Source organism: Stieleria neptunia (genome assembly GCF_007754155.1).
Classification (GTDB): domain Bacteria; phylum Planctomycetota; class Planctomycetia; order Pirellulales; family Pirellulaceae; genus Stieleria; species Stieleria neptunia.
In genome coordinates, this window is record NZ_CP037423.1 from 3,569,349 (window position 1) to 3,593,187 (window position 23,839).

At 59.2% G+C, this 23,839-nt stretch carries 18 protein-coding genes and 1 pseudogene; 8 read left to right on the forward strand and 11 right to left on the reverse strand.

The features are described from left to right. Nucleotides 1-2 precede the first annotated feature (2 nt). The gene (locus Enr13x_RS12475) at nucleotides 3-830 is read right to left on the reverse strand and encodes a glycine/sarcosine N-methyltransferase (RefSeq protein WP_145386454.1); all 828 of its coding nucleotides are present in this window, start codon (nucleotides 828-830) and stop codon (nucleotides 3-5) included. Nucleotides 831-1,092: 262 nt separating this feature from the next. On the opposite strand from Enr13x_RS12475, the gene Enr13x_RS12480 reads away from it, so the two are divergent. Next, nucleotides 1,093-1,644, forward strand: a complete 552-nt coding sequence (locus tag Enr13x_RS12480; protein ID WP_145386456.1) for a MarR family winged helix-turn-helix transcriptional regulator — start codon at nucleotides 1,093-1,095, stop codon at nucleotides 1,642-1,644. A 359-nt stretch (nucleotides 1,645-2,003) separates the two neighbouring features. Here the strand turns inward: Enr13x_RS12480 and Enr13x_RS12490 are convergent. The 5 genes and pseudogenes from Enr13x_RS12490 to Enr13x_RS12510 form a co-directional block, all read right to left on the reverse strand. Next, nucleotides 2,004-3,138: pseudogene (locus Enr13x_RS12490) on the reverse strand (transposase). Nucleotides 3,139-3,430: 292 nt separating this feature from the next. Then, nucleotides 3,431-3,757 (reverse strand): hypothetical protein, encoded by a 327-nt coding sequence (locus tag Enr13x_RS12495; protein ID WP_145386459.1) that lies wholly within the window; start codon nucleotides 3,755-3,757, stop codon nucleotides 3,431-3,433. Continuing rightward, entirely contained in the window at nucleotides 3,726-4,061 is a 336-nt protein-coding gene (locus tag Enr13x_RS12500) for a hypothetical protein (RefSeq protein ID WP_145386461.1), read from the reverse strand. Before Enr13x_RS12500 ends, Enr13x_RS12495 begins: the two co-directional genes overlap by 32 nt. 34 nt (nucleotides 4,062-4,095) lie before the next feature. Beyond that, nucleotides 4,096-4,278: a DUF488 family protein gene (locus Enr13x_RS12505; protein WP_197455988.1), complete on the reverse strand. Its 183-nt coding sequence runs from the start codon at nucleotides 4,276-4,278 to the stop codon at nucleotides 4,096-4,098. A 254-nt stretch (nucleotides 4,279-4,532) separates the two neighbouring features. Next, the gene (locus Enr13x_RS12510) at nucleotides 4,533-6,719 is read right to left on the reverse strand and encodes a sulfatase family protein (RefSeq protein ID WP_145386463.1); all 2,187 of its coding nucleotides are present in this window, start codon (nucleotides 6,717-6,719) and stop codon (nucleotides 4,533-4,535) included. A gap of 398 nt (nucleotides 6,720-7,117) precedes the next feature. Here Enr13x_RS12510 and Enr13x_RS12515 point away from each other — a divergent pair, with 398 nt between their 5' ends. Further along, nucleotides 7,118-7,879 carry an HpcH/HpaI aldolase family protein gene (locus Enr13x_RS12515; protein WP_145386464.1) on the forward strand — a complete coding sequence of 254 codons (762 nt, stop codon included), beginning with the start codon at nucleotides 7,118-7,120 and terminating at the stop codon, nucleotides 7,877-7,879. A gap of 193 nt (nucleotides 7,880-8,072) precedes the next feature. Here Enr13x_RS12515 and Enr13x_RS12520 read toward each other — a convergent pair whose 3' ends face one another. From Enr13x_RS12520 to Enr13x_RS12535, 4 genes are read right to left on the reverse strand one after another with little or no spacing between them, the layout of a single operon-like run. Beyond that, complete coding sequence (locus Enr13x_RS12520; protein WP_231744242.1) at nucleotides 8,073-8,840, reverse strand: N-formylglutamate amidohydrolase; 768 nt, start codon at nucleotides 8,838-8,840, stop codon at nucleotides 8,073-8,075. Beyond that, nucleotides 8,837-10,075: a glutamate-cysteine ligase family protein gene (locus Enr13x_RS12525; RefSeq protein ID WP_145386466.1), complete on the reverse strand. Its 1,239-nt coding sequence runs from the start codon at nucleotides 10,073-10,075 to the stop codon at nucleotides 8,837-8,839. Before Enr13x_RS12525 ends, Enr13x_RS12520 begins: the two co-directional genes overlap by 4 nt. Before the next feature lie 2 nt (nucleotides 10,076-10,077). Further along, nucleotides 10,078-11,544: a RimK family protein gene (locus Enr13x_RS12530; protein WP_231744411.1), complete on the reverse strand. Its 1,467-nt coding sequence runs from the start codon at nucleotides 11,542-11,544 to the stop codon at nucleotides 10,078-10,080. Between the two features lie 5 nt (nucleotides 11,545-11,549). Further along, entirely contained in the window at nucleotides 11,550-12,329 is a 780-nt protein-coding gene (locus Enr13x_RS12535; protein WP_145386470.1) for a cysteine peptidase family C39 domain-containing protein, read from the reverse strand. Nucleotides 12,330-12,983: 654 nt separating this feature from the next. Here Enr13x_RS12535 and Enr13x_RS12540 point away from each other — a divergent pair. The 4 genes from Enr13x_RS12540 (at nucleotide 12,984) to Enr13x_RS12555 (ending at nucleotide 18,158) form a co-directional block, all read left to right on the forward strand. Further along, complete coding sequence (locus Enr13x_RS12540; protein WP_145386471.1) at nucleotides 12,984-15,254, forward strand: PQQ-like beta-propeller repeat protein; 2,271 nt, start codon at nucleotides 12,984-12,986, stop codon at nucleotides 15,252-15,254. A gap of 82 nt (nucleotides 15,255-15,336) precedes the next feature. Then, a complete protein-coding gene (locus Enr13x_RS12545) occupies nucleotides 15,337-15,576 on the forward strand; it encodes a DUF3311 domain-containing protein (protein ID WP_145386473.1) in 240 nt (79 codons plus the stop codon). Then, a complete protein-coding gene (locus Enr13x_RS12550) occupies nucleotides 15,573-17,255 on the forward strand; it encodes a sodium:solute symporter family protein (protein ID WP_145386475.1) in 1,683 nt (560 codons plus the stop codon). The genes Enr13x_RS12545 and Enr13x_RS12550 overlap by 4 nt, the downstream gene beginning before the upstream one ends. Before the next feature lie 405 nt (nucleotides 17,256-17,660). After that, a complete protein-coding gene (locus Enr13x_RS12555; protein ID WP_145386477.1) occupies nucleotides 17,661-18,158 on the forward strand; it encodes a hypothetical protein in 498 nt (165 codons plus the stop codon). 58 nt (nucleotides 18,159-18,216) lie between these two features. On the opposite strand, the gene thiD is transcribed toward Enr13x_RS12555, so the two are convergent. Then, complete coding sequence (gene thiD, locus Enr13x_RS12560; RefSeq protein WP_231744243.1) at nucleotides 18,217-19,098, reverse strand: bifunctional hydroxymethylpyrimidine kinase/phosphomethylpyrimidine kinase; 882 nt, start codon at nucleotides 19,096-19,098, stop codon at nucleotides 18,217-18,219. 503 nt (nucleotides 19,099-19,601) lie between these two features. Here thiD and Enr13x_RS12565 point away from each other — a divergent pair. Continuing rightward, nucleotides 19,602-20,696: an efflux RND transporter periplasmic adaptor subunit gene (locus Enr13x_RS12565; protein ID WP_145386479.1), complete on the forward strand. Its 1,095-nt coding sequence runs from the start codon at nucleotides 19,602-19,604 to the stop codon at nucleotides 20,694-20,696. Next, nucleotides 20,693-23,830: an efflux RND transporter permease subunit gene (locus Enr13x_RS12570; protein WP_145386481.1), complete on the forward strand. Its 3,138-nt coding sequence runs from the start codon at nucleotides 20,693-20,695 to the stop codon at nucleotides 23,828-23,830. Before Enr13x_RS12565 ends, Enr13x_RS12570 begins: the two co-directional genes overlap by 4 nt. The last annotated feature ends 9 nt before the right edge of the window (nucleotides 23,831-23,839 follow it).

Consider the following 23,839-nt stretch of genomic DNA (forward strand, 5'->3'; position numbering starts at 1 on the left):
GCTCATCGTGGCGCCCCCTCGTACTTCTTCGACGCAACGTGGACGAAAAAGTCCGGCTCGCGCTCGTGATAGGTTTCCTGGAAATCTCCGTAGGTGCTCACCGACTGGAAACCGACCTCTTGCATCAGATGACGCGTGTAATCCTTCCGCAGCGGAAACATATTCAAGTGGTACACCGATCCGTCGTCGAACGAGTACTGGAATCGCGCCAGCCCCTCGTCGACGTGCTCCGGTTCCGCCGAGACTTTTTCGCCACAGTAGTAATATTTATGCTTTGAACTGAAACCGTGATCGAGCATTTCGTCATAGTTTCGCTGGTCCAGAATCAAAACGCCGTCGTGGACCAACGCCGAATAGAATTCCGCCAACGCCTTCCGCCGGTCCCGCTCGTCGAACAAGTGCGTGAACGAGTTGCCCAGGCAAATCACGGCGTCAAAACGACCGTAAACGTCCTGGTTCAGCCAACGCCAATCCGCCTGGACGGTCCGCAAGACACGTCCCCGCTGGCGGGCGTTTTCAAAGGCCCTTGCGAGCATGTAGGGGCTGCCGTCCACGCTGACCACATCAAAACCGGCCTCAAGCAGCCGAACCGAATGAAAACCGGTCCCGGTGGCCACGTCCAGCACCCGCTTGACGCCGTGGGCCTTGAGCTGCTCGATGAAAAAATCCCCCTCCGATTCCCAGCGCTGCTGCCAGTCAATCAGCTCATCCCACTTCTCCACGAATCCCCGCACATATTCATCGGTGTAGGTATCCGTTGACCTCACCTCCGTGGGGTCGGTGCCGTAGTCTTGGGATTTGTATTCGAGCAGGAATTCGTCGGGCGCCATGTGTTGTTGCCTTAGGAAAGAAATCGTCAACTTGCGGTCAAGCCGCTCTGGACGAGCGATCCAGGTTATCAGAAAGTGGTTTGTGTTGAAAGCAGTTTTGCCTTCGGCGGGAGTCTATGGACGGCTCCCCGGTGACGTCAACCTCGCGTTTTTCCGCCGAACTCGGCGTGGGAACCCATCTGAAATTTCCCCGGAACGCCGATTGCGGTAAATTGAGTGATGGTGGTGGAAGTCGCGTTTTGTTACATCAACTTTGGGATCAATGCATTTGTTGACGCATGAGGACCAGATCGTTGCGGCGATCAGGCAGATCATTCGGGCGGTGGACCTGCATTCTCGAAAATTGGTCAACGGCCACGGGTTCACGGGCCCGCAGCTGGCCGTGTTGCAAGAAGCCCAACGCCTCGGCAGTGCATCGCCTAAAGCGATCGCCCGCGCGGTGCATCTCAGCCAGGCGACGGTGTCGGGCATCTTGCAGCGACTGGAGCGGCGGGAACTGATCCTCCGCAAACCGAGTGCGAACGACAAACGCTCCGTGATGATCGAGATTTCGCCGCAGGGCGAACAGGTCCTCCAGGCTTCGCCCTCACTGCTTCAAGACCGCTTTCGCGACGCGCTTTCGTCGTTGGAAGAGTGGGAGCGGTTGCAAATCCTTTCCACCCTGCAGCGCGTCGCTGGCCTGATGGACGCCGAACATCTCGAAGCGTCGCCCCACCTGACCCCCGGCGAAATCCCCGGTGACGAAGAGGAATTGCCCAGTCCCGTCCCGCCCACTGCCCCGCCCTCGTCGATCAACCTGAACGAGCCTTGCTGACGCAAGGCCCCGGGGGCAGGGTCAACGCGACGGACACCGATCGCATGACTGCAAAATGATGGCACCCTGCTCAATCGTGTCCGGTCCGGTGTTTGCTTCGAGCGAACAACCTCTGCCAGCAATTGGGCGCTCGCGTTCACAGCGGACCCGATACATCACCTGTTCAACTGGCGCATCGAAACCGGTCAACAGCATGTTCTTCACGATCAGGATCCCGGCGTCGCCGCTGACCCCTTCGTCTTCGCTCTCGAATACTCGGGGCAGGTTTTTTGAGGGATGACTGCGATGTCCGATGGTTGTGTTCGGTAGGCTGGCGAAGCCAGGTGAAGCGGAGGCGGGCTCTGCTCTCAAGGAACTTCCTACCCAGCTAGTTCATTGGGGACCACTCGCAGGTTGAGTGCAGCTGCCCGTTTCGCCAGGTTTTCCATTGCTCGCTTCTTGTATTGCTGTTCGTAATAGTCGTTGCCGACATCGACATATTCCCTCCCGTACTTCAGCATCCCATAAACTATTTTCGCGAGCTTGTGGGCCGTCGCCGTGATCGCTTTGGGTGAACCAAGACGGGAACGGATCCTGCGAAAGAACGCTCCTAAGGCGCAGTTTGATCGTGCCAGGGACGCGGCGGCTGTTCGAAGTGCGGCGGCGGCTCGGTTCGCACTTGTACGTGTTTTACCACTGAGCAATTTCCCACCTGTCTTCTTACTGCCCGGACATAGGCAAAGCCAAGAAGTGAAATGCTTCTCTGTTGCCCACCTACTCATGTCGGTACCGATTTCAGAAATCAGTGTGATTGCGGATTGACCGCTAATCCCATCAATGGTCGTCATGTCGACGCCCAGCACCCGGTAGAGCTGATTGCGCATATCGAACCGGGGGCTATTGCTTCCAGCTTTAGGAGCCTTCAGCTTCGGCAGAATCTCACCGTCACTTCGGTCGGAAAATGTACCCAAATGTTCTTCAAGCTTGGAATCGACTTCCGACAGTTTGGAACCGTAAAAACGGTACAGTTCCAGAGCCTGTTTTAACGCAAATACATGTTCTTCACGCCAATTGCCTTCCAGAGCTTTCGCGATCGTCGACTCGTCATTTTTGCACCTTGGATCGCGAAGTTTTGCGAGTAGGTGAGGGTCTCGACTGCCCGCAACAATGGCATCCAAAATGGCAAGGCCAGTGGTGCCGGTGATGTCCGAAATGACGTGATGGAGCTGGACATTCATTTCCATCATCGCCTTCTGCATCCGTTGGATATGCTCGCTCGCGTTGGCGACGAGCATGGCTCGTTGCCGCATGTAAGAACGCAGAACACAAATTGCCGCACTCTTCCAACCAATCTGCGAGCGACGCCAGATCGGATGTAAAGGTGCCGAAGCAGCGAACGTGTGATGAGTCGCGATCGGAGGGCACGGCAACATAGTGCTGGGTCGAACCAATATCGATGCCGGCAGCGTTCAAGTTGATTGTGTCAAGTGATTGTGGAACGGGTGCGTTGTCAATCGGAAACCCACCACGTGATCGACGCTTAGGTTTCCCAGAGGATTTCTTCTTGGCCATGGCGGAACTCCGAAAGGTGACTTCAACGGAAAAACGCGGCAGGCGCGGGAGTAGGGCTCTGTTATTCTCTCAAACGGGGTCAACGCCGTGAGGCGAGCCACCAATGTCATTTTCAAGCAAACTCCCGGGACCAGGCTGAGAAGCGGGCACGAAGCACCACGTAGAGAACGGCCTCCACGACCCGCCGCGTATCCGACATGATAATCCTCACACCCAGTTCCTCGGAATCATTTGGTCACTTGTGGCCTGCGGCGGCTGAGCGATTGGCCACTAAAATCCACGAAGAACCCTCGCTCAGAAACAGAACACCCAATTCCCAGTCTTCGCACATCGCCGTGTGCGGCTTTTCCGAGTCCTTACACGCAAAGACGTAGTGGAAGCTGAACGGAAGTTTCAACAATGGTTTCTGCGGTGGACCAAACAGTAGCATTTGGGAAAACAACGCTTGCCACTTAGGCTTCCACTCTTCTTCGGCCGGTCGGATCTCCAAGTCGATCACTTTCGTCGGTCGCACTACGCCCAGCGATGTCTTATCTTCCCTCCCACTGAGCTTTCCACTCATTGACCGTTCGATGTGGCAACGCGTCGATGATCGCTTTTCGATCTCGCCAACCGTTCTTCGATGAAATCGGTTCGCCAAGAACACGAAGGGTATCAAGGTTTGGTCGATGGCTTGCCGACCGGTTGTCTTTGGCCGATTCGGTCTTCTCGAGTTCGATCTCGATCCACTGATACTTGCGGAACTGATTCGATCGCGGCTGATAGCGGTAATCGACCGGATAGAGACGGATCCACTTGCCCGATTCCGTTACGCCGGCGGTACATACGCTTTCACGGTACTTTTCCGACGGATGTGGATACGTCATCACCGTGATCAGAACCTTTTCCAGTTGCCCACTACTACGCCCTCAAATTCACAATTTCCAATCCCGTCAGCGATGCCACGGAATTGGCCAACCGCAAACGATGGCACTGACACGGTTCCGCTTCCATGCAAACCAAAACGCTCGGCTTCTCTTGGACTAAGGCGGCGACCACTTCAATCGCTTGTGATTCCTTTTTCAGCGTTGTCCGCTCGTGCACCAGTCGTTCTTGTTAGCGGAACGGCGCGAGCGGGTTGTCGATTGAGTCGGGATCTGCTGAGTCAATGGTGAGCCGCTGGCCGCAAGGCCTCGGGCAGCGTCGCAGTGCCCGGCCGCTGACGCGGCGCGCGGCTCACAAAAACGACAGCCCGCGAGCCGTCCGGTGGCGTTTCAAAAACGCGTTGGAAAGACCGGAGGGCTCGCGCCCTGCCGCTAACGAAAGACAGCTTGCCCCAATCGAAGGTCACCCAACGACTACGGTTGGATCAGCCGAATGGTCAGGTTTTGCAGAGTCCAGCTTCCGGGGGCTTCCACGCCGTAGTGCGGGCTGCTGTCCAGGCGCAACGTCGCTCCGGCCTTGAGTACCCCGATGTCGCTTAGCAAGCCACTTTGGTCCTTGGCGTCCAGATCGGCGTCGATGCAGTAAATGGCCAAGGGCGCCCCTTCGCCGACTCGGTAAGACCCGCCGCAGACGCCGTCTTGGCCGGCCACGATCGCGGCGGATTCAACGATCACATCCCGATCAAACGTGATCTCGATGGCTTCGTGCCGATCGACCTTGCCCGGACGGCCGCCGCGGATCCCTAAACCGGCCGCACCGACGCGGAACGCTGGGCCCGCGGCCGCGCGATCGCCCGCGACGGCTTGATCGCCGCCCACCGCTGCCATCACCATCGTCAACGGCGTGTCACCGAAGTCGATCACCGTCTCGGCGACCGACTTCCCGTCGACCTGGTTAGCAATGTCCCCACCGGCCTGCCATTCAATCGTCAGCCGCTCGGTGGTCGCAAACTGTGCGACGCGATGACCGCCGGCAGTGCGATGCAACAACGCTTGGTCGGTCATGAAATGGACCAACGGTTCAAGCGTCGGGTCGTCGATTCGATCATTCGTTTCCCACTGGTCGACCGCCAGGTTGTACAGTTCGTACGGATTGGCTACTCCGGCTCGCAACAACCGGGCATCGAAAAACAGCTTCCACTGCCCGTCATAGGTTGTTCCGTCGATCGTGGGCGAATCGAGACGAAGGGCGACCGCGGCCGGGTCCCCCTTGGCTTCTTTGTGATCGTTGAACAACAGCGGCGGGCGGTCGGCGATCGATTCGCCTCGGAGTGCCGCCAGGACGCTGAAGCTGTCTTCGGCGCCTTTTTCACCACGGGCCAGGTCGGGCAGATCGGCGGCGACGATTTCAGCGACGGTTGCATAGAGATCTTGCAGCCCGATGGGTTCGTGATACGTCCGGCCCGGCGTCGTCGCATCACCGTCGCCGATGCCTCCGGCCGCCCAAGCGGCGAGGAAGGGCACGCGGTGGCCGCCTTCATAAATCGATCCCTTGTGTGAACGAAACGGTCCGGTCGCAATGTCACTGTTCTTCTCCGCGCCGTTGTCGCTGGTAAAGATCACCAACGTGGTCTCGATCAGCTTGCGGCCGGCGTGCCGGGGATCATCGGTCGTTTCCAGCCAGTCGAGCAAACGCCCCAGCGCCACGTCGTTCTCGTAGATAAAATCGTGCCGCGCGTCCATCGGATCACCCGACTTCGTCCGCGCCGCTCCCGCCACCGGTTTGCCATCGATCGCCTGGTCCGGGGTATACGGTCCGTGATTGGAATTGGACGGGTAGTACAAAAAGAACGGCTTGCTTGAGCTTCGGCCGGATTGCGTGTGTCGCTCAAGAAACTCGATGGCGTGATCGGAGTGACGGCTGCCCAAGGCACTCAACACGTACGCGTCGGGTCCGTCGGTGGCGAGTTGTTTTCCGTTTGCCGTTGCCGCGATCGCGGTCCGGCCGTGAATGTGCCCCGGACCGACGCTTTGCTTGGGGCCGTTTCGCTTCTTGGCATTTTTTCGGCCCGCATCGGGCCCAGACGTTCCATGCGACCGCGACGTGAATCGGGCGAAATCAAAACCGTGATCCAGCGGCGTCGTGAACAAAGGCTGGCGCAGGTCGGCATCGCTCCAGCCGGCGGCCGGTGAACCGTCGCTGCGCCGATAACGCAGCCCCACGTGCCATTTGCCGACCATCCCGGTCGAGTAGCCCTGGTCGCGCAACATCGATGCGATCGTCGGTCGGTCCGCTTCGATCATCGGATCACCCTGGGAACCAAACAGCACCCAGTACTTCAGACGATTGCGCCATGGATAGCGCCCGGTCATCAACCCATAGCGTGTCGGCGAACACCGCGATGAAGGCGTGTGGGCATCGGTCATCCGCACGCCCATCTTTGCCAACCGTTCCATCTGTGGCGTGTGGACTTGGACGGCATCCCCGTTGCCGGTGAAATCTTGATAGGCACTCGTGTCGCCCATTCCCATGTCGTCGGCCATCATCAAGACAATGTTCGGCCGAACCGTTGCCTCTTCACCACGCAGGCCCCCAGGGCGCCAGGCTTGTTGAAGGGACAGACCGACAATCAAGACGACAATCAATGGGGTGACTTTCATGATCCTACCGCGATCGACATGTTACAAAACGTCGCATTGTAACCGCTGTCGCTGCGCCCTTTGGCCGCGCTGAAATTATTTTAGCGAACCCGCGAATCGATTCGTGATCGCGCGCGTTCGACTGCCAAGGGGTGTCCGAATCCACGGCTAGTGCTTTGTCAGCTTTCAATTTTCGAGCCTGCGTTTGTCGAGCGGAAAAGGGGTCAGGTACCAAAAACCAAATGGCCCGCAGGGTGCTTCGGATTTTTGGTACCTGACCCCTTTTCCGCGGTACCCTAAGAATAAAAGTTGACGAAGCACTAGCCCCATTGTTGATGGCCCCGTGGCGAGACGACACTATGCACGCCGGCATTTGCTCGGCTGACGGTCTGATCCTCCTTGCTCGGTAACCCATCCTGATGAGAAAAAGCAAAACACTGGCACGTCTCCGCAATGGAGAAGCCATTCGAACCTGCGTGCTGGGACACTATATCCCCGCCTATGTCTGTCATGCCGCGCGGGCCGGGTACGATTGCCTTTGGCTGGACCTGGAACACCGTGCGTTGACGATTCATGAAACCCAAGCGCTGCTGGCGTTTTCGCACTTGTACGACATCGACGTCATGCTGCGACCGCCGACGCTGGAAAAAACGGGGCTCTATCGGTATTTGGAAGACGGCGCGACGGGCTTGCTGATCCCACATGTCTCGACGGCCGAAAAGGCCCAAACGCTGGTCGACGCGGTCAAGTTTCCGCCGCTGGGCGATCGCGGGATCGACAACGCCGGACTGGACGCTGATTTCCAAATTCATGATCCCGACCACTACGCCCAGTGGGCCAACCGCGAGACGTTTCTGTGCGTTCAAATTGAAACGCCCGAGGGGGTTCGCAACGTCGAATCGATCGCCGCGATCGAGGGCGTGGAGATGATCTTTGTCGGTCCCGGCGACCTGGGGCTGCGTCTGCGCCAATCCGGCGAAATGACGATCGACGAAGCCTGGGATGCCGTCGCCGCGGCCTGCAAAAAGCATGGCGTCGCGTTCGGCGGCCCGACGATGGAGCTGGACGAAATGAAAAAGCGGCGTGACCTCGGTGCCCAGTTGCTGGTCAACAGCAGCGAGTTCGGACATTTCTCCAAAGGTCTTCGTGAAGACATCCGGCAATACGAGGAGCTCCGCTGAACGGATCACACGGTGGTGATCATTCGCACGCGTCACCCGAGACGTCCGGTGACGCCGCCCTTGGGCGACGCGAAAGACCGGAGGGCTTGCGCCCTGCCGGTTTAATGGGATTGGTTGAGGCAATGGTGAGCCGCTGGCCGTAGGGCCTCGGGCGGGCGCCTGTATGCCCGGCCGCTTACGCGTCGCGGCTCACTCAATCGACAGGCCGCTCGCGCCCTGCCGCTAACAGTTCATCGACGACTCGCCGCTGGTGTTCGGGGGACCGTTTGAAAAATCGGTTGTTGATCTCAATCTCAATGCCAAAGTATCGCCGCGAATCGTATCGTTTCCGCAGCGCCGTCGTCAGCCCGTCGGCGGTTCCCGCGTAAGGTTCATTCATCAGGATTCTCCGTTTCGGAGAACGCTCGAGCAACCGCTGGCGCCACTGCCGACAGTACTCCGCTTCGCCGGCGGCATCGGGGTCAAACAACAACCCGAGATCGATCGGTCGCCACACGCCCGCGATCCGAGGCGTAAAGGTGTGGACGGAAAAGTGGATGGCCGTCTGTCCCCGATCGACGATCGCATCGATCGCGTTTCCGACCGCATTTCGATACGGGTGATAATACCGGTCCAAAATCAAACGTTTCCGATCGTCGGCAAGGTCGCGAGTGAATTTGGAAAACAGCGACTCGTGGTCAAGCGATCGGTTCAAATCAACCAACAAGCGTGTGGTGGTCGATGAGATTCGATCGACCCTTAGAGATTCAGCCAGTTGCCGGGCGGCCGCAAGGGATCCCGGATCGTGGCCGCGATGACTGGCCAGCCAGGCTTTCGCATCGCCGCGACCGAACGCATCGGCAAAGTCGTGGGGAACCTGATTGCCACCGTGTTCGCACGTCACCACATATGCCCGGTCCGAGTTTGCAAAGGAAATCAAATCCATTGACGTGTGTTGGTGATCGACCAGCTTGCGTGTCACGGCTGGAAGGGTTCCCAGTGGTCCAGCGAATCGGCGACTTCGTCGTAGACGTCCTTCAAGTCGTCCAACGTAAATTTCTTGCCCAACGCCGCACAGATGCGTGTCGCCAGGGTCCCCCGGTCGGTGATCACCTGCAACGGTGCGAACAGACTGTCCAGGACTTCATCGTGTCGCTTCATCCGGTCAAGCAGGAACGCCCACAAATCACCGGCCCGGCAACTGGATCGGGAGTAGCCGAACAGCTTCAAATAGTCGGGCGATTCGATTTTGGCGTGTTCGGCTCGCTCGCTAACCTGATCAAGAATGCCGCGGAGCAACTCGGTCGAGACGGTTTGTTGCTGGTGTAAAGACGACCAAGACTCAGCGACGAGCTCTTTCAGCAACGCGACGACCGCGGCGCAGATCGCGATGTCGGCACCCGGATACTCCTGCACATCCATCACGCGCAACTCGATCGAGCCCCGGTCAAATCGGGCGATCGCTCCCCGCGCATTGAGAAACTCGCCGAGCAACGCCCCGCCGGCAGCATGAGGACGAATGTCCGCGAAAAGACGATCCAGAATCTCCGCCTGATACGTGCCCTGGTCGTAGATCGGCTCGGGAATCAAATCGCCGACCAACGACGGCACCCTGCTGCAGTGATCGCCATAAAACTTCATCCGGGAATCGAGTTGGCCGGTATAACTGCCTCCCACCACCGGTGAACTGGCCGCCAACGCCGGCAGCAGCGGAAGCACCAATCGCACGGCGGCATGCAGCCGTGCAAATTCCTGGTCGTCGGCAAACGGCAGATTCAGGTGAACGCTTTGAACATTCGCCCAGCCATGGCTGTGGCAATCAAAGATTTTGTCGTAGGCGTCGTAGATTTCGTGATACTGATGCGGCCACAGCGCGGTTTCGACGACGGGATCCATCCAGGGATGCATCGCCGTCGGCATCAACCGCACGTTCAACGCGTCCAGGGTGGGGCCGAGATCGCGGATCGCTTTTTCAAACCGTGACGGCAACGGACGAATCTTGTTCGCCGGCTCGGTCGTCTTCAGCTCGATGACGTGCAAGGCCAACTCGTTGGACCAGGTGATCGGTCCGGATTCATACTCCGACGTCAATTCACCGCCGGCCAGCGACGCCAACAACACATCGGCGACCGGACGCACGGCGAGCGAGCCGCGATCGACCAGCATGTATTCCAATTCGATGCCATAGGCATCGAACAGTTTCAATCGGTCTGCCATGATTATCTCGCGTTGGCTAATTGCTTTTGAATTTCGATGCGTCGCGTGAAGGACTCCATGATCCGACGATAAAGTTCGTCGCGGAGCACGGCATCTTCGATTCCCGAATCAAGGTTCGGATTGTCGTTGACTTCGATGACATAGAACTGGCCATCGGATTCCTTGACATCGACGCCGTACAGACCGTTGCCGATCAAGTTGGCGGCTTTCAACGCGACCGCGACTGCCTTGCGCGGGGCGGTTTCGACGGGCAACGTTTCACACTTGCCGAATTTAGGCTTGGTACCCTTGGAGCCGTGATTGGCGATCTGCCAATGCCCCCGCGCCATGTGGTACTTGCAAGCGAACACGGCGCGCTGATCGAGGATCCCGATCCGCCAATCAAAGTCGGTTCGCATGTATTCTTGGGCGATCAACAGCTCCGAATCCGAAAAGAACTCGTCCAGCCGACGCTTCAAATCGTCGGCGTTTTCCGCTTTGACGACGCCTTGGGAAAACGCGCTGTCGGGACGTTTCAGCACACACGGAAAACTGAGCTGCCCGGCGACTTCGTCGGCGTTACCGCGATGCGCCACGATCGTTCGCGGCGTCGGTATTTTGGCTCGGTTGAGCAATTCGGCCAGGTAGACCTTGTTGGAACAACGCAGGATCGAGAGCGGATCGTCGATCACGACCATCCCCGCTGCCTGGGCACGTCTCGCGGTGCGGTAGGTGTGATGGTTGACCGCGGTCGTTTCGCGAATGAACAACGCGTCAAACTCCAGCAACCGGCCTGTGTCTTCCCGCGTGATCAACTCCGCCGCGATGCCTTCTTTCGCCGCGGCTTTGACCATCTTTTTCAGTGCGGCTTCGTCCGAGGGCGCCAGATCGCCTTCTTTCGGATCATGCAAGATCGCCATGTCGTAGCGTGTCACTTGACGCTTCGTGCGAACGGTGCTCCGGCGGGTGAAGTGCCGCTGTGCCGCATCGGCAACGAATTGACGGTGGTGCTTGGGCACATCATTCAATGCGATCGCCGACGCGCCACGCAACCGCCACTTGCTGCCTCGGGTGAACTTGAATCGCAACAACGGAGCTTGAAACAACGCGTATAACTCTTTGGCCAGCCGGCCGTGCTTTTTGGCGACGTTTTCGCCGAAATACACGCTCAGCACAAAGCTGTCGGTCGTCAACGATTGCAGCGACTTTTGAATCAACTCCTCCAGATGCTGCGGGATCAGCCGGACCGCAGCGGTACCACGCAAGTCTTGGATCGTGACGACATCGGGCACCGCGCGTTGCCCCCGCGCCTCGGCCAACAGCGACACGTAATAACCCAGGCTTTGGTAGGCGTACGATCGGCACAGGTTGTAAACCCTGGCCCCGCGTGGAGTGGATCCGTTGGGGCTGGACAGGAACTCGCCCGGGTCAATCGTTTGAACGCCTTCGAACCGTCCCAGCCAATCGTCGGCGGTTTCGGCGACAAGCACGATGTTCAATTCAAATTCCTTTCTGATGACGCAACGGGTTCCAAGGTCAGCAAATTGGCATCGTAGGTGACAATGCCTAGCAGGATGGCCGACGTGACTTGCGACAACGGTGCCAAGTAATTGTTCGTCGGTGCGAACGGATTGGGGTGCAACGGATCGGCAATCAAAACATTGCCCGATCGGCGATCGTATCCGTGCAACACCACAAAGTGCCCGACCGGGTCGCCGACGATGTCGTCGGCAACGCTGCTGCGTCCGTCCGCATCCAGCGGTTGTGGCCGCTCGCGTGATTCCTGATACAGATAGGTCGCACTCAAACCACACAGAATCGGGACGCCGGCGGTCAACGTTTTCGTGATCAAATGATCGTCCAGGCGTTGCATCCGCACGCGACCGCCCAGACGGAGGTATTGCAAGTAGTATCCCGTCGCGACTTCAAAACGCTTCACATCGATGTCCTTGCGATCGCGTTTGGCCTGCAGTTGCCGATTCAGCTTTCGGGACAATCGATCGGCGTCGGCCGAACCGCTGATCGGGTCGAACCACGACGGATCAAACAGATGCAAATTGTACGTCGTGATCTCGGTGTCGTAGCCTCGCCCGAGCGCGTGACAACCCAATTGAACCGCCAACGTTCCCGACCCGTTTCCGCCGCCCGTTTCTCGGATCAGCTGACCAATTTCGACGGGATCGTTCCAGTAGGCGTAGACGGCAGCAAGGCACGTCGGACCACAACTTGAATCGTCGGGCTGGGGTTGGATTTCGAGATGCAACGCATGTTTCATGGAGCGACAGTGGCAAGACAACAGAACTCATCCGCTCCATACCAATGGGGTCGTAATGATGATTGCCAGATGCAAGGCATCTCGCGTACCAATCTGGATCGCTGCGGCGGTCACTTGACCGATCCTGGTCTCGTCCGGTCGACAGCACCATGGTTTTGCCATCATCCGGTCCGTCTGGGCGGGTTGAACCGTCGCGAAAGTCGTTGCGACGCGTCAGCAGCATCCCAATCCGGCAAAGAAACTGCCATCGGCGGAAAAAGTTTTTCCAGTTCGAATCGCCACCGGTTTTGGGCTTCGTTGTGATGCTACTCTGTTCAACGACCAGGAGGGGACAACGCCCATGGTAGAGCAACGTCCGTCGGTAGAGCTCATGCGGGTCAGCTGCGGACGGTCTGGCAAATTGGTTCGTTCGAGTGATTGTGGGATAGGCTTCCAGCCTGTCGTTTTCGCCATGACAGGCTGGAAGCCTATCCCACATATTCTTCCGACGGTCCTCATTCGAATCCGGCTCTGTCTTGGCACGATTCGTGCATTCGACCGGAACCGTTAAAACAAACCGTCCGCGGGTGGTGTTCTCGGCGCGCAGCCCTGCATCGCGACATTCTCGGCGTTTGTCTCTTGCGCCTGTTCCGAAGCCCGCCTCCAAGCACCTCCATGTCACCCAAACGCTACCCGTCGGTTCTCACCAGCTGTTTTTGTCTTGCATGCTTCTGGTTAAACGCTGCGGCGAACGACGCGGTAAACGACGCGGCCGATTGGACTCAGTGGCGTGGCCCGAATCAAAACGGCATCGCACAGGCATCGGGGCTGGTCGACGATGTCACTTGGTCCGGCGGAGCGGGAAGCAACATTCGATGGAAGAACCCGCAAGCCGGCGGGATTTCCACCCCCGTGATCTTCAACGAACGACTCTACACCATCGTTCGTCACCAACCGGGTACTCCCCAAGACGCCGAAAAAGTGATCTGCCTGGACGCGAACACGGGACAGCAACTGTGGGAGAATGTCTACAACGTGTTCCTGTCTGATGTTCCCGCCGAGCGGATCGGCTGGTCCAACGTGGCTTGCGATCCCGCCACGGGCAACGTGTATGCGCTTGGTGCCTGTTGCCTGCTACAAAGCATGGATGGACAAACCGGCCAGACGTTTTGGTCCCGGTCGCTGAGCGAAGAATTTGGAATGCTCAGCACCTATGGTGGTCGGACCAACACGCCGGTGGTGTTTGAGGATCTGGTGATCATCAGCGGCGTCACGACGGGCTGGGACGAAACCGCCAGACCCGCGCACCGTTTCCTTGCCTTTGACAAAGCGACGGGCGCGCTCGCTTGGGTCGCCAGCACCCGCCCGCTGCCCGAAGACACCACCTACAGCACGCCCGTTTTTACGATCATCAACGGACAAGACGTGATGATTGCCGGCGCGGGCGACGGCTTCCTTTATGGCATGCAGCCGCGAACCGGCAACATCCTCTGGAGTGCACCGATTTCACGACGCGGCATCAACACTTCGGCCGTCGTGGATGCCAACGGTCAAGTCTACACCGCGCACGGTGAAGAAAACCCGACCGGCACCGCGATGGGGGCCGTGGTCCGGATCGACGCCACCCGCGCGGGGCTGGCTGCGGCGTCCGCCGAAGTCTGGCGAACGCCGGAACTGACCGTCGGCAAAAGCTCGCCCTTGTTGGTCGACGGTCGGCTCTACGTGGTCGAAGATTCCTCGCACCTGCACGTGCTCGATGCGGAAACCGGCAATGAGATCGGCGCCGGGCTGAAACTCGGCACTTCGATGCGCGGCAGCCTGATCTACGCCGACGGAAAGATCTATGCCTGCACCGCAACCGGCTACTTCCATCTCCTCAAGCCGACCGAAGACGGGATCGAATCCGTCTACAAGTCACGCTTGCCGCGCGGTCATGAAGTCGGCGGTTCCTTGGCGGTCTCCAAGGGACGCCTCTACCTGCCCACCACCGAAGGCCTGTACTGCTTGGCCGGCGAGGGGGCCGGCGACATCGTGTCCGATCGGAACGCGATCGCGACGGCGGTTGACGCCCATCCTGGCGCGGTCACCACCGACGCCACGATCAGCCACTTGCAATTGATCCCTGCCGAAGCCATCGCCGTTCCGGGTGTGGCGCTGCCCTTGCGGTTGGTCGCTTACAACGCGATCGGCCAACGTGTGGAAACTCCGGCAAACGCGACGTTCGAAGTGTCCGGCGACGGCCGAGTCGATGCCGACCACAACTTTGTTGCATCCACCGACGTCGTTGGCCACACCGCCGCCATCGTGACCGCACGATTCGGCGACCACGTCGCGACATCCCGATTCCGTGTCGTCCCACCGTTGCCGTGGCAATTCGAATTCAGCGACAACGGCGTTCCGGTGACTTGGATCGGTGCCCGCTATCGCCATGAACCCCGCAAGGTCGACGGAGACCCGGTGTTGGTCAAGATCACCACCATTGCCAAAGGCACGCGCAGCCAGTCGTGGATGGGATCGCCGGACATGCGCGACTACACGGTAACCGCGGACGTCAAAGCGGGGGCGGCGTCTAAGTTGCCCGACATCGGGTTGATCGCGCAGCGTTACACGCTGGATCTGATGGGCACCAACCAGCAGCTTCAAATTCGCACCTGGCCGGCGCAGAACCGGATGGCACGCAGTGTTTCCTTCGCCTGGAGAGCCGACACCTGGTATTCGATCAAGTTCCAAGCCACCAGCGAAAAGGGACAGCCGGTCTTGCGTGGCAAAGTTTGGCCGCGGGGGACACTCGAGCCTCGGGAGTGGACGTTGACCGCGACCGACCCCGCGCCCAACCTTCAGGGCAGTCCCGGATTGTTCGGCAATGCCACTAACGCGGAGATCTTTATCGACAACGTCGGCGTCGCGGCGAACCGGCCGGCCGAAAGTGAGCGTGTCGACCGTTAACAGGTTGCCTCACCTCACTGACATTCCGCTCTCCCCGAAAAGGGAGAGTCAAAGAACCCTTCTACCTTCCAAATCACACTTCATGAAATACCTTGTTTGGGGACTTGTTGTCCTTCTGGTCGTCTTGCACCAGGATTTATGGAACTGGGACAACGACCGTTTGGTGTTCGGGTTCCTGCCCGTCACGTTGGCCTATCACGCCGGGATCTCCATCGCGGCGAGCATCGTTTGGTTGATGGCGACCAAATTTGCTTGGCCGAGCGATTTGGAAGGCGTCACGGAATCGGCAGCCGAAACCGACCGATCGGAGGCCGTGTCATGAGCCCCGGAGTCATCAAAGTTCTGATCATCGGCGTCTATCTGGCGGCACTCGTCAGCTTGGGGCTGTTTTCGTCGCGGCTGTTTCGCGGCACGTCAAGAGACTACCTGCTGGCCAGCCATTCGATCGGCCCGTTTCTGTTGTTGATGTCACTGTTCGGCACGACCATGACCGGGTTTGCATTGGTCGGATCGACCGGTGAAGCGTTCGCCGAAGGGGTGGGCGTCTACGCGATGCTCGCTTCGTCGTCGGGCATCATTCATTCGCTGTGTTTCTTTGTGTTGGGGATCAAGCTTTGGTCATGGGGAAAGCAGTATGGCTACACGACGCAAATCGCGTTCTTTCGCGATCGCCTCGGCAGCGACAAGATCGGTTTGTTGCTGTTCCCGATTCTCGTCGGATTGGTCGTGCCATATCTGTTGGTCGGAATCATTTCGGCCGGCAAGGCGATCGAAGGCGCGACGCGTGGCGATTTTCCGATGTTGACCGAATCGGGTAGCATTCCGCCGTGGTTGACCGAGTTGGTGATCTGCGGCGTGGTGCTGGTCTACGTTTTCTTTGGCGGCATGCGGGGAACCGCATGGGCCAACACGTTCCAAACGATCGTTTTTATGGTTTTGGGCGTGGTCGCGTTTTATTTGATCGCGACGGGGCTGGCTTCCAAAGCGGTTGAAAGCGGGCGTGCCCATGAGATCCGCGAGGGCCAGCGTGTCGTTCGCACCGAACCGCCGTCGGGGCTGATGGATTCGCTACACATCGTCTCCCAAGAAATCCCCAAGGCGCGACGGGTGCGTGCCGAAGTCGATCTCGCCGACCAGCTCACGACCGTCGAAGCCCCTGCAAAATATCGCACGCGGGAGCGGATGGATCCCTGGTTGTTCTTGACGTACATGTTGATTCCGTTTTCGGTCGGCATGTTTCCGCACCTGTTTCAGCACTGGTTGACCGCCAGGAACGCCAACGCGTTCAAGTTGTCCGTGGTCGCCCACCCGGTGTTCATCTTGATCGTCTGGATCCCCTGTGTCTTGATCGGCGTTTGGGCGACGACGGGATTGATCGACATCCCGCCCCCGATCGCCAGCGATCCCAACAAGGTGCTCGGATTCATGGTCAAGTCGCTTTCGGGTGATGTCCTGGGCGGGTTTCTGTTGGCCGGCATTTTGGCCGCAATCATGTCCAGCCTGGATAGCCAATTCCTGTGTATCGGAACGATGTTCACCAAAGACATTGTCGTCCACTACAGTCGTGAAGATCGTTTCAGCGATCGTCAGATCATCCTGATCTCGCGCGGGTTCATCATCGCCGTCGTGTTGGCAACGTTCCTGATCAGCCTGACCACGATCGCCCAGACCCGCGTGTTCCAACTGGGGATCTGGTGCTTCAGCGGATTCAGCAGTTTGTTCCCGCTGGCGTTTTTGTCCATTTACTGGCGCGGGCTGACCAAGTGGGGTGCCTATGCGGGCGTCATCACGGCGGCCTCGGTATGGTTCGGGCTGTTCAAGGCCTCTCAATTCGGCGCGATCGAAAACTGGTCGGTTGATTTCACGCTCGGTGGCAGCACGATCCACACGATGCCGGTCGCGTCGATCTTCATCGCATCGACGCTTGCCACCGTGATCGTGTCCCTGGCGACGCCCAAACCCGACGCGGCGACACTGGAGAAGTTCTTTCCCGCGAAATGACGTCCCGAGCCAATCAAGCCGTTCCCGCGCAGCGAGGTCCTCGCAGCATGCGTCTCGACACCAATCGAGTCACCCTCCTGGCAGGAGGGTCGAGCGAAGCGAGGGGAGGTCGATCGGTCAATCGCGGCGTTCACTTCACTCTTGATGGTTGACTCCAAGCAGTAACCCAAACCCTCTCCTCGCTGCGCTCGACTCTCCCAGGGGGAGAGTGACTTCACGTTGTGCGACTTGAATCGAAACCAATGCCCGGCCAGGAAGCGTCGATGGGTGAATCATCGATTTCACGTCAGCGGTAGGGCCCCCTGCCCCATCGCCTTCCGTCTTGTCCAGCGCGGGGTTAAAGTGTTTCCTTTGGTGCGGTTCCAGTCGCTCCCGGCAATCACTCCACGCGTCCCAAGCGATCCCATGGAAATTCTCGATATCCTCTCTCGCATCATTCACGTCGGCACGGCGATCACTCTGGTCGGCGGAAGCGTGTTCACGGCGTTTGTGTTGATGCCGTCGGCCAAGGAGTTGGGCGACGAACCACACCGGCAATTGGCCACGGCGATCACGTCACGCTGGAAACGGTTTGTCCACGTCGGCGTATTGCTGTTTCTCGTCAGCGGACTTTACAACTACTACCGCGCGATTCCATCCCACCAGGGCGACGGGCTGTACCACGCGTTGGTGGGCACCAAGATGTTGCTGGCGCTGGCCGTCTTTTTTATCGCCGCGGCCCTCGTCGGACGAAGTGCGAAACTGCAACCGATCCGCGACAAGAAAGCCACCTGGATCAAGATCCTGGTGCTGCTGGCGGCGATCATCGTCGCCATCTCCGGCTACGTCAAAGTCCGTGGCCTTTCCAAAGCCGCGCCGCCGGTGGGCCAGACGACGGTGTCGGTTGGAATCGATGTGGGATAGGCTTCTAGCCTGTCATGGCGGCATCGACAGGCTGGAAGCCTATCCCAACCTTGGCGGCTCATTGGGCTGTGCCGGCGCTCTTGCCCGCGTGCAAGACACGATGCTCGACGGGGCGACACCCATGGCCTAGCGGTGGCGATCGCTCGATCGAGGCGTGTACGGCGGAGATCGCAAATTCGACCGCCGAACGCACCCGCAGGGCATGGGAATGTTCGGGGCTGCTGAGCGTGAGTCGTGCCGCGATCGTCGCCGACAAACTGCATCCCGCACCGTGACCATGGTTTCCCGGCACGTCTGGTACTCCGATCGACGTCACGTCCTCACCGTCGGCAAGGATGTGTTGCCGGACGCCGTCAACCAGCCCGGCTTTGATCAACACGTACTTGGGCCCCAACTGATGCAGGTCAGACGCCGCCTGGCAAAACGAATCCAGATCGGTCAGTTTCCGTCCCAGAATGGATTCGGCTTCATAGCGATTGGGTGTCACCAGGGTGGCGATCGGAAACAGGTGTTCTCGGTAGGCATCCGTCATGCTGTGATCGCCCAACAGATCACCGTGCTTGCTGATCAGGACCGGGTCGACGATTAAATCGCCTTGATAGGTTTTCATGCGTTTCGCGATCGCGCGAACGATCGCCGGACTGCCGAGTGCTCCCGTCTTGATCGCGAGCGGTGGGATGTCGTCCAAGACACATGCGAGTTGCTCTTCCACCAAATCGGCCGGCAGAATTTCGACACGTTTGACTCCGACGGTGTTTTGGACCGTCAAGAGCGTCACCACGCTCATCCCGTAGACACCATTCTGCTGAAACGCCTTCAAGTCGGCTTGCAGTCCCGCGCCACCGCTGGGGTCCGATCCGGCGATCGTCAAGGCAACCGCTTTGCGGGCGATATCGAAGGTGGCGGCGGGCATTTTGCCGACAGACTTGGTGGGTTTCATGGGTGTCAGAGCTGGCGGCAATCGAAAAGAAGAGCAAGTACTGGCAAGTCAATGTTTTTCGGCGAACTTTCCACCCATGATTGCCTGTCCCTCACGTTGTCGCAACGTGCCGTCGGCATGCGCCGCTCACGGCCACCGCGACACCCGGCGACCAGGACGCGTTGCAGACAGCGGGTTTCACCCTTGTCGATTTCCCCAGGGACCCCTCCTGTGGTCGGTCGTCCGCACCAGAAGATGCGGCCCGATTGATCGGGTCATGGGACACAGACGATGTCCAAACCGTACATTTTCTTGTCACCCATTTTCCTGTCGCCACAACCCCACTTTTCTGTCCGACATTTTTCTGCCACTTCGGTCTTGATCCCCAAACTTGACTTCCTCACACAGCCCGATGATTGCCCGGCATTTGATTTACAGATTCTTCGTCCGTCGGATTAGCGCTCCCTGGTCAATGAACTAATCTCACTTGGAACCCTGTCACTTTCCCTGTCATTGATTCGCCGATGAAACGTCTGATCGCCGGTTCCGTTTTCGTCCTCCTTCTTGTGGTGGGGGCACTCGGTGCGGTCGGCTACGCCAAATACCGTCAAATCCAGGCCGCCGGTGCAATGCCTCCGCCGCCGGAAATGCCCGTCGCGGTCGCCACGATGACCGCAGCGGACCATCCCTATCGCCGCAACAGCGTGGTGATCGGAACCGTGCTGGCGCCACAATCGGTGATGCTGCGAAACGAGTTGACGGGAGTCGTCACCGAGGTCGCCGTCAAACCGGGGGACTTGGTACGTCGGGGGGACGTTTTGTTCAAGTTCGACACAGATCTCGAATCCGCCGACTTGAAGAGCGCGTTGGCGACCCGGAAATTGGCCGAAGACGCATTGGCGCGAAACCAGCGATTGAAGCAATCCGGTGCCGGCAGCGAGCAACTGCTGGAGGAAGCGACGGCGAATCTCTCCAGGTCGGTCGCGGAAGTCGAACGGCTGCAGGCGTTGATCAAAAAGAAAACACTGACCGCGCCCTTTGATGCTCGCGTGGGGCTGTTCGACCTGCACCCCGGACAGTACCTGGCCGCCGGCAGCGAACTCACCGAACTGTCGGGCTTGGCGGATTACCTGAACATCGACTTTGCGATGCCCCAGGCGGTCGCGGCAACCGTCGGTGTGGGTGACGCGATCGAGTTGGTGTTGCCGTCGTCGCCGCAGGAGTTGGCCTCGCAACCGCTGCTTTCCAGCATCATCGCGGTCGATGCGTCGGCGAATCTGCAATCGCGGTCACTGATGGCGCGGGCGCGGCTCGAGAATCCGCCGACGACCCTGCACCCGGGAGATTCGGTCAAGGTTCGCATTCCCTACGGCCCCAACGTCCCCGCGGTCACGGTGGCGTCGACGGCGGTTCGTCGGGGACCGACCGGTACCAGTGTCTTTGTCGCGGTTGAAACCGACGGCCAGTTGCGAGCCGAGTCGCGACCGGTGGTGGTGTTGGGCAGCGACGGTTCACGGACTTGGATCGCCGAAGGGATTTCGGCCGGCGACACGGTGGTCACCGACGGTTCGTTCAAGCTCAGCGAAGGACGATTGCTGGCAGCGGGAGAAACCCGATGAGGCAAAACGAAAACGCCGCGGCGCCCCGCCGCGCGATCACGGACCTGTTCATTCGCCATCCGGTGCTGGCCGTCGTCGCCAATTTGATTTTGGTGATCATCGGGATTCGTTGCGCCGCGTCGTTGCCGGTTCAACAGTTCCCAAAATTGGAAAGCAGTTCGATCACGGTCACGACGCTGTATTACGGTGCCAGCGCCGAAACCGTCCGCGGTTTTCTGACGACACCGATTGAACAAGCGGTGTCGTCAATCGCGGGTGTCGACACGATTGAATCGACGAGTATCGCCGGCATCAGTACGATCACGATCAAATTGCAACTGAACCACGATTCGACACGGGCGTTGGCGGAGGTCAACGCGCGGCTGAGCCAGATTCGTTCGCAACTTCCCGACCAGGCCGAACCGCCGACGGTCGATCTGGCCCGCGCCGACAAACCGTACGCGACGTTTTACATCAGTTTCACCTCGGATCGCTTCGACATCCCCGCGCTGACCGATTTCCTGGCTCGCAACGTCCAGCCACGCCTGGCGACCGTGCGTGGCGTCCAACGCGTCGGCGTCGAAGCCGGCCAGACACCGGCGATGCGGATCTGGATTTCCCCACAGCGGCTGGCGGAACTGAACCTGACGCCCGGCGATGTCTACCAGGCGCTCCAGCGAAATAATTTTCTGGCCGCCATCGGCCAGGTCAAAAGCGATTCGGTTCAGATCGATTTGTTGACCAACACCGACCTGCGAAGCGTAGAAGAATTTGGTGACTTGATCGTTTCGCAAACCGATGATTCGATCGTGCGTTTGCAAGATGTCGCCGACGTCGCCTTGGGTTCGGAAGAGCCGACGGCGACGGCGATGTACCGCGGCGAGAAAGCGGTCTACTTGAGCGTGTGGCCGCTGCCGGGAAGCAACGAAATCGAAGTCTCCAACGCCGTCGCGGTCGCGATGTCCGAGCTTCAACCCCGGCTGCCCTCGCACGTCGACATGCAGATGGCCTACGACGGCACCAAGTTCATGCGCAAGGCGCTGTCGGAAATTTTTACGACGCTGTTGGAAACGGTCGCGATTGTCGCCCTGGTGGTGTTTCTGTTCATGGGGTCGCTGCGTTCGGCACTCGTACCACTGGTCGCGATGCCCGTCTCGTTGATCGGTGCCGCCGTCGTCATGTTTTTGTTGGGTTTTTCACTCAACCTGTTGACGTTGCTGGCCATCGTGCTGTCGGTCGGCTTGGTCGTCGACGACGCCATCGTGGTGGTCGAAAACGTCCAGCGACACCTCCGCGAAGGGCTCTCCAAAACCGGTGCGGCACTGGTCGGTGCCCGAGAACTGGTCGGTCCGATCATTGCGATGACGATCACGCTGGCGACCGTCTACGCTCCGATCGGGTTCCAATCGGGATTGACCGGCATGCTGTTTCGCGAGTTCGCATTTACCCTGGCCGCCGCCGTGATCGTTTCCGGAATCGTCGCGGTGACGTTGTCGCCGATCATGAGCGGGTTGTTGCTGCAAACCGAAGAACGCGAGGGGCGGCTGACCCGATTGACCGCGCGGCTTTTCGATCGTTTGCAAGCGATCTATGCGCGGCTGCTGGTTTGGGTTTTGGATCTGCGTTGGTCGATCGCCGTGGCGACCCTGATCACTGCCCTGGCCGCCATTCCGCTGTACCTCTTGTCCGGGAAAGAGCTGGCGCCGATCGAAGACGAGGGAGCGATCTCGTTGGTCGTCAGCGCCGCCCCCGATTCAACACTGACGGCGTCGACGCGTTGGGCCGGCGAGTTGGCCGAAAGCCTGCAAGCGATCCCCGAAACAGATTACATGTGGTCGCTCGTCACCGCCGGTGGAGGCTTCGGCGGGGTGATCACCAAAGACTGGGACGATCGCCAGCGTGACACCCAATCGATGTTGCCCGAAGTGTTTGGAATCGCATCGCAAAGCGTTGGACTGGAAGCGTTTCCCGTATTGGTTCCGCCGCTTCCCGGGGCGGGCCAGTTCGATGTCGAACTGGTGATCAAGAGCGACACGCCGACGCGGCAGCGGCTGGATTGGTCCCAGCAGATCATGCAACGCGCCAGTCAAACGGGCATGTTCATGTTCGTCGATTCGGATCTAAAATTTGACTTGCCCCAGGCACGCGTGATGGTCGACCGCGAGGTGTTGGCCGATTTGGGACTGGACCAAGCCGCGGTGGGCCGCGAGTTGGGCGTGTTGCTCGGCGGCGGTGAAGTCAACCGATTTAATTTCTTTGACCGTTCGTATCGCGTCATTCCACAACTTGATGCCCGCCAGCGAGAAGACGTCGGATCGTTGATGGATTTAAAGATCCGCAACCCGGCCGGCGAATTGATTCCCGTCTCGGCCTTCGCGTCGATCCAGCCGGTGACCGCTCCGCGCAGCTTGCATCGTTTCGGACAACAAGACTCGCTCAAAATCTCTGCCGCCGTCTTGCCGGGGATCACCAAAGCGACGGGGTTGGACGTGATCGAACAGATCGCCAGGGACGTCACCGGCGGCGTCGCGGAAATCGATTACGCCGGCGAATCGCGACAGATCCGCAACGAGGGTTCCAAGCTGGCCGGAACATTGGGATTTGCTTTAGTGCTGATTTATCTGGTCCTCGCGGCCCAATTTCATTCGTTCCGCGACCCGCTGGTCGTGCTGCTCGGTTCGGTCCCGCCGGCGATCACGGGCGTGCTGGTGCTGACCTGTTTGAATTTCACGACCATCAACATCTATTCCCAAGTCGGGTTGATCACGCTGGTCGGGCTGGTCGCCAAGAACGGCATCTTGATCGTCGAGTTTGCCAACATGTTGCGTCACGACGGCTGGGAAAAACGGGCGGCGATCATGCATGCGGCACAGACCCGTCTGCGGCCCGTGTTGATGACTTCGGCGGCAACCATCCTGGGCCACTTTCCACTGGTCTTGGTCACCGGCGCGGGGGCGGAAGCCCGCAACAGCATCGGGATCATCTTGGTGGCCGGCATGGCGTTGGGGACCCTGTTGACCCTGGCGGTGGTTCCCGCGTTGTATCTGATCCTCAGCACCAATCGACGACTGGATCAACATCCAGACGACCACCAGCGGGAGACGGAGGGCCTGCCGCAGAAACGCCCGCCTGTCGGCGAATTGGAACTCGTCTAATCGCCGACG

Bases quoted from the DNA above. Each gene is read 5' to 3' on its own strand.
- Enr13x_RS12515 (WP_145386464.1), top strand. From the start codon at position 7,118: ATGAGAAAAAGCAAAACACTGGCACGTCTCCGCAATGGAGAAGCCATT.
- Enr13x_RS12555 (WP_145386477.1), top strand. From the start codon at position 17,661: ATGGAAATTCTCGATATCCTCTCTCGCATCATTCACGTCGGCACGGCG.
- Enr13x_RS12525 (WP_145386466.1), bottom strand. From the start codon at position 10,075: ATGGCAGACCGATTGAAACTGTTCGATGCCTATGGCATCGAATTGGAA.
- Enr13x_RS12480 (WP_145386456.1), top strand. From the start codon at position 1,093: ATGCATTTGTTGACGCATGAGGACCAGATCGTTGCGGCGATCAGGCAG.
- Enr13x_RS12535 (WP_145386470.1), bottom strand. From the start codon at position 12,329: ATGAAACATGCGTTGCATCTCGAAATCCAACCCCAGCCCGACGATTCA.
- Enr13x_RS12570 (WP_145386481.1), top strand. From the start codon at position 20,693: ATGAGGCAAAACGAAAACGCCGCGGCGCCCCGCCGCGCGATCACGGAC.
- Enr13x_RS12550 (WP_145386475.1), top strand. From the start codon at position 15,573: ATGAGCCCCGGAGTCATCAAAGTTCTGATCATCGGCGTCTATCTGGCG.
- Enr13x_RS12545 (WP_145386473.1), top strand. From the start codon at position 15,337: ATGAAATACCTTGTTTGGGGACTTGTTGTCCTTCTGGTCGTCTTGCAC.
- Enr13x_RS12540 (WP_145386471.1), top strand. From the start codon at position 12,984: ATGTCACCCAAACGCTACCCGTCGGTTCTCACCAGCTGTTTTTGTCTT.
- Enr13x_RS12500 (WP_145386461.1), bottom strand. From the start codon at position 4,061: ATGACGTATCCACATCCGTCGGAAAAGTACCGTGAAAGCGTATGTACC.
- Enr13x_RS12510 (WP_145386463.1), bottom strand. From the start codon at position 6,719: ATGAAAGTCACCCCATTGATTGTCGTCTTGATTGTCGGTCTGTCCCTT.
- Enr13x_RS12495 (WP_145386459.1), bottom strand. From the start codon at position 3,757: ATGAGTGGAAAGCTCAGTGGGAGGGAAGATAAGACATCGCTGGGCGTA.
- Enr13x_RS12565 (WP_145386479.1), top strand. From the start codon at position 19,602: ATGAAACGTCTGATCGCCGGTTCCGTTTTCGTCCTCCTTCTTGTGGTG.
- thiD (WP_231744243.1), bottom strand. From the start codon at position 19,098: ATGAAACCCACCAAGTCTGTCGGCAAAATGCCCGCCGCCACCTTCGAT.
- Enr13x_RS12475 (WP_145386454.1), bottom strand. From the start codon at position 830: ATGGCGCCCGACGAATTCCTGCTCGAATACAAATCCCAAGACTACGGC.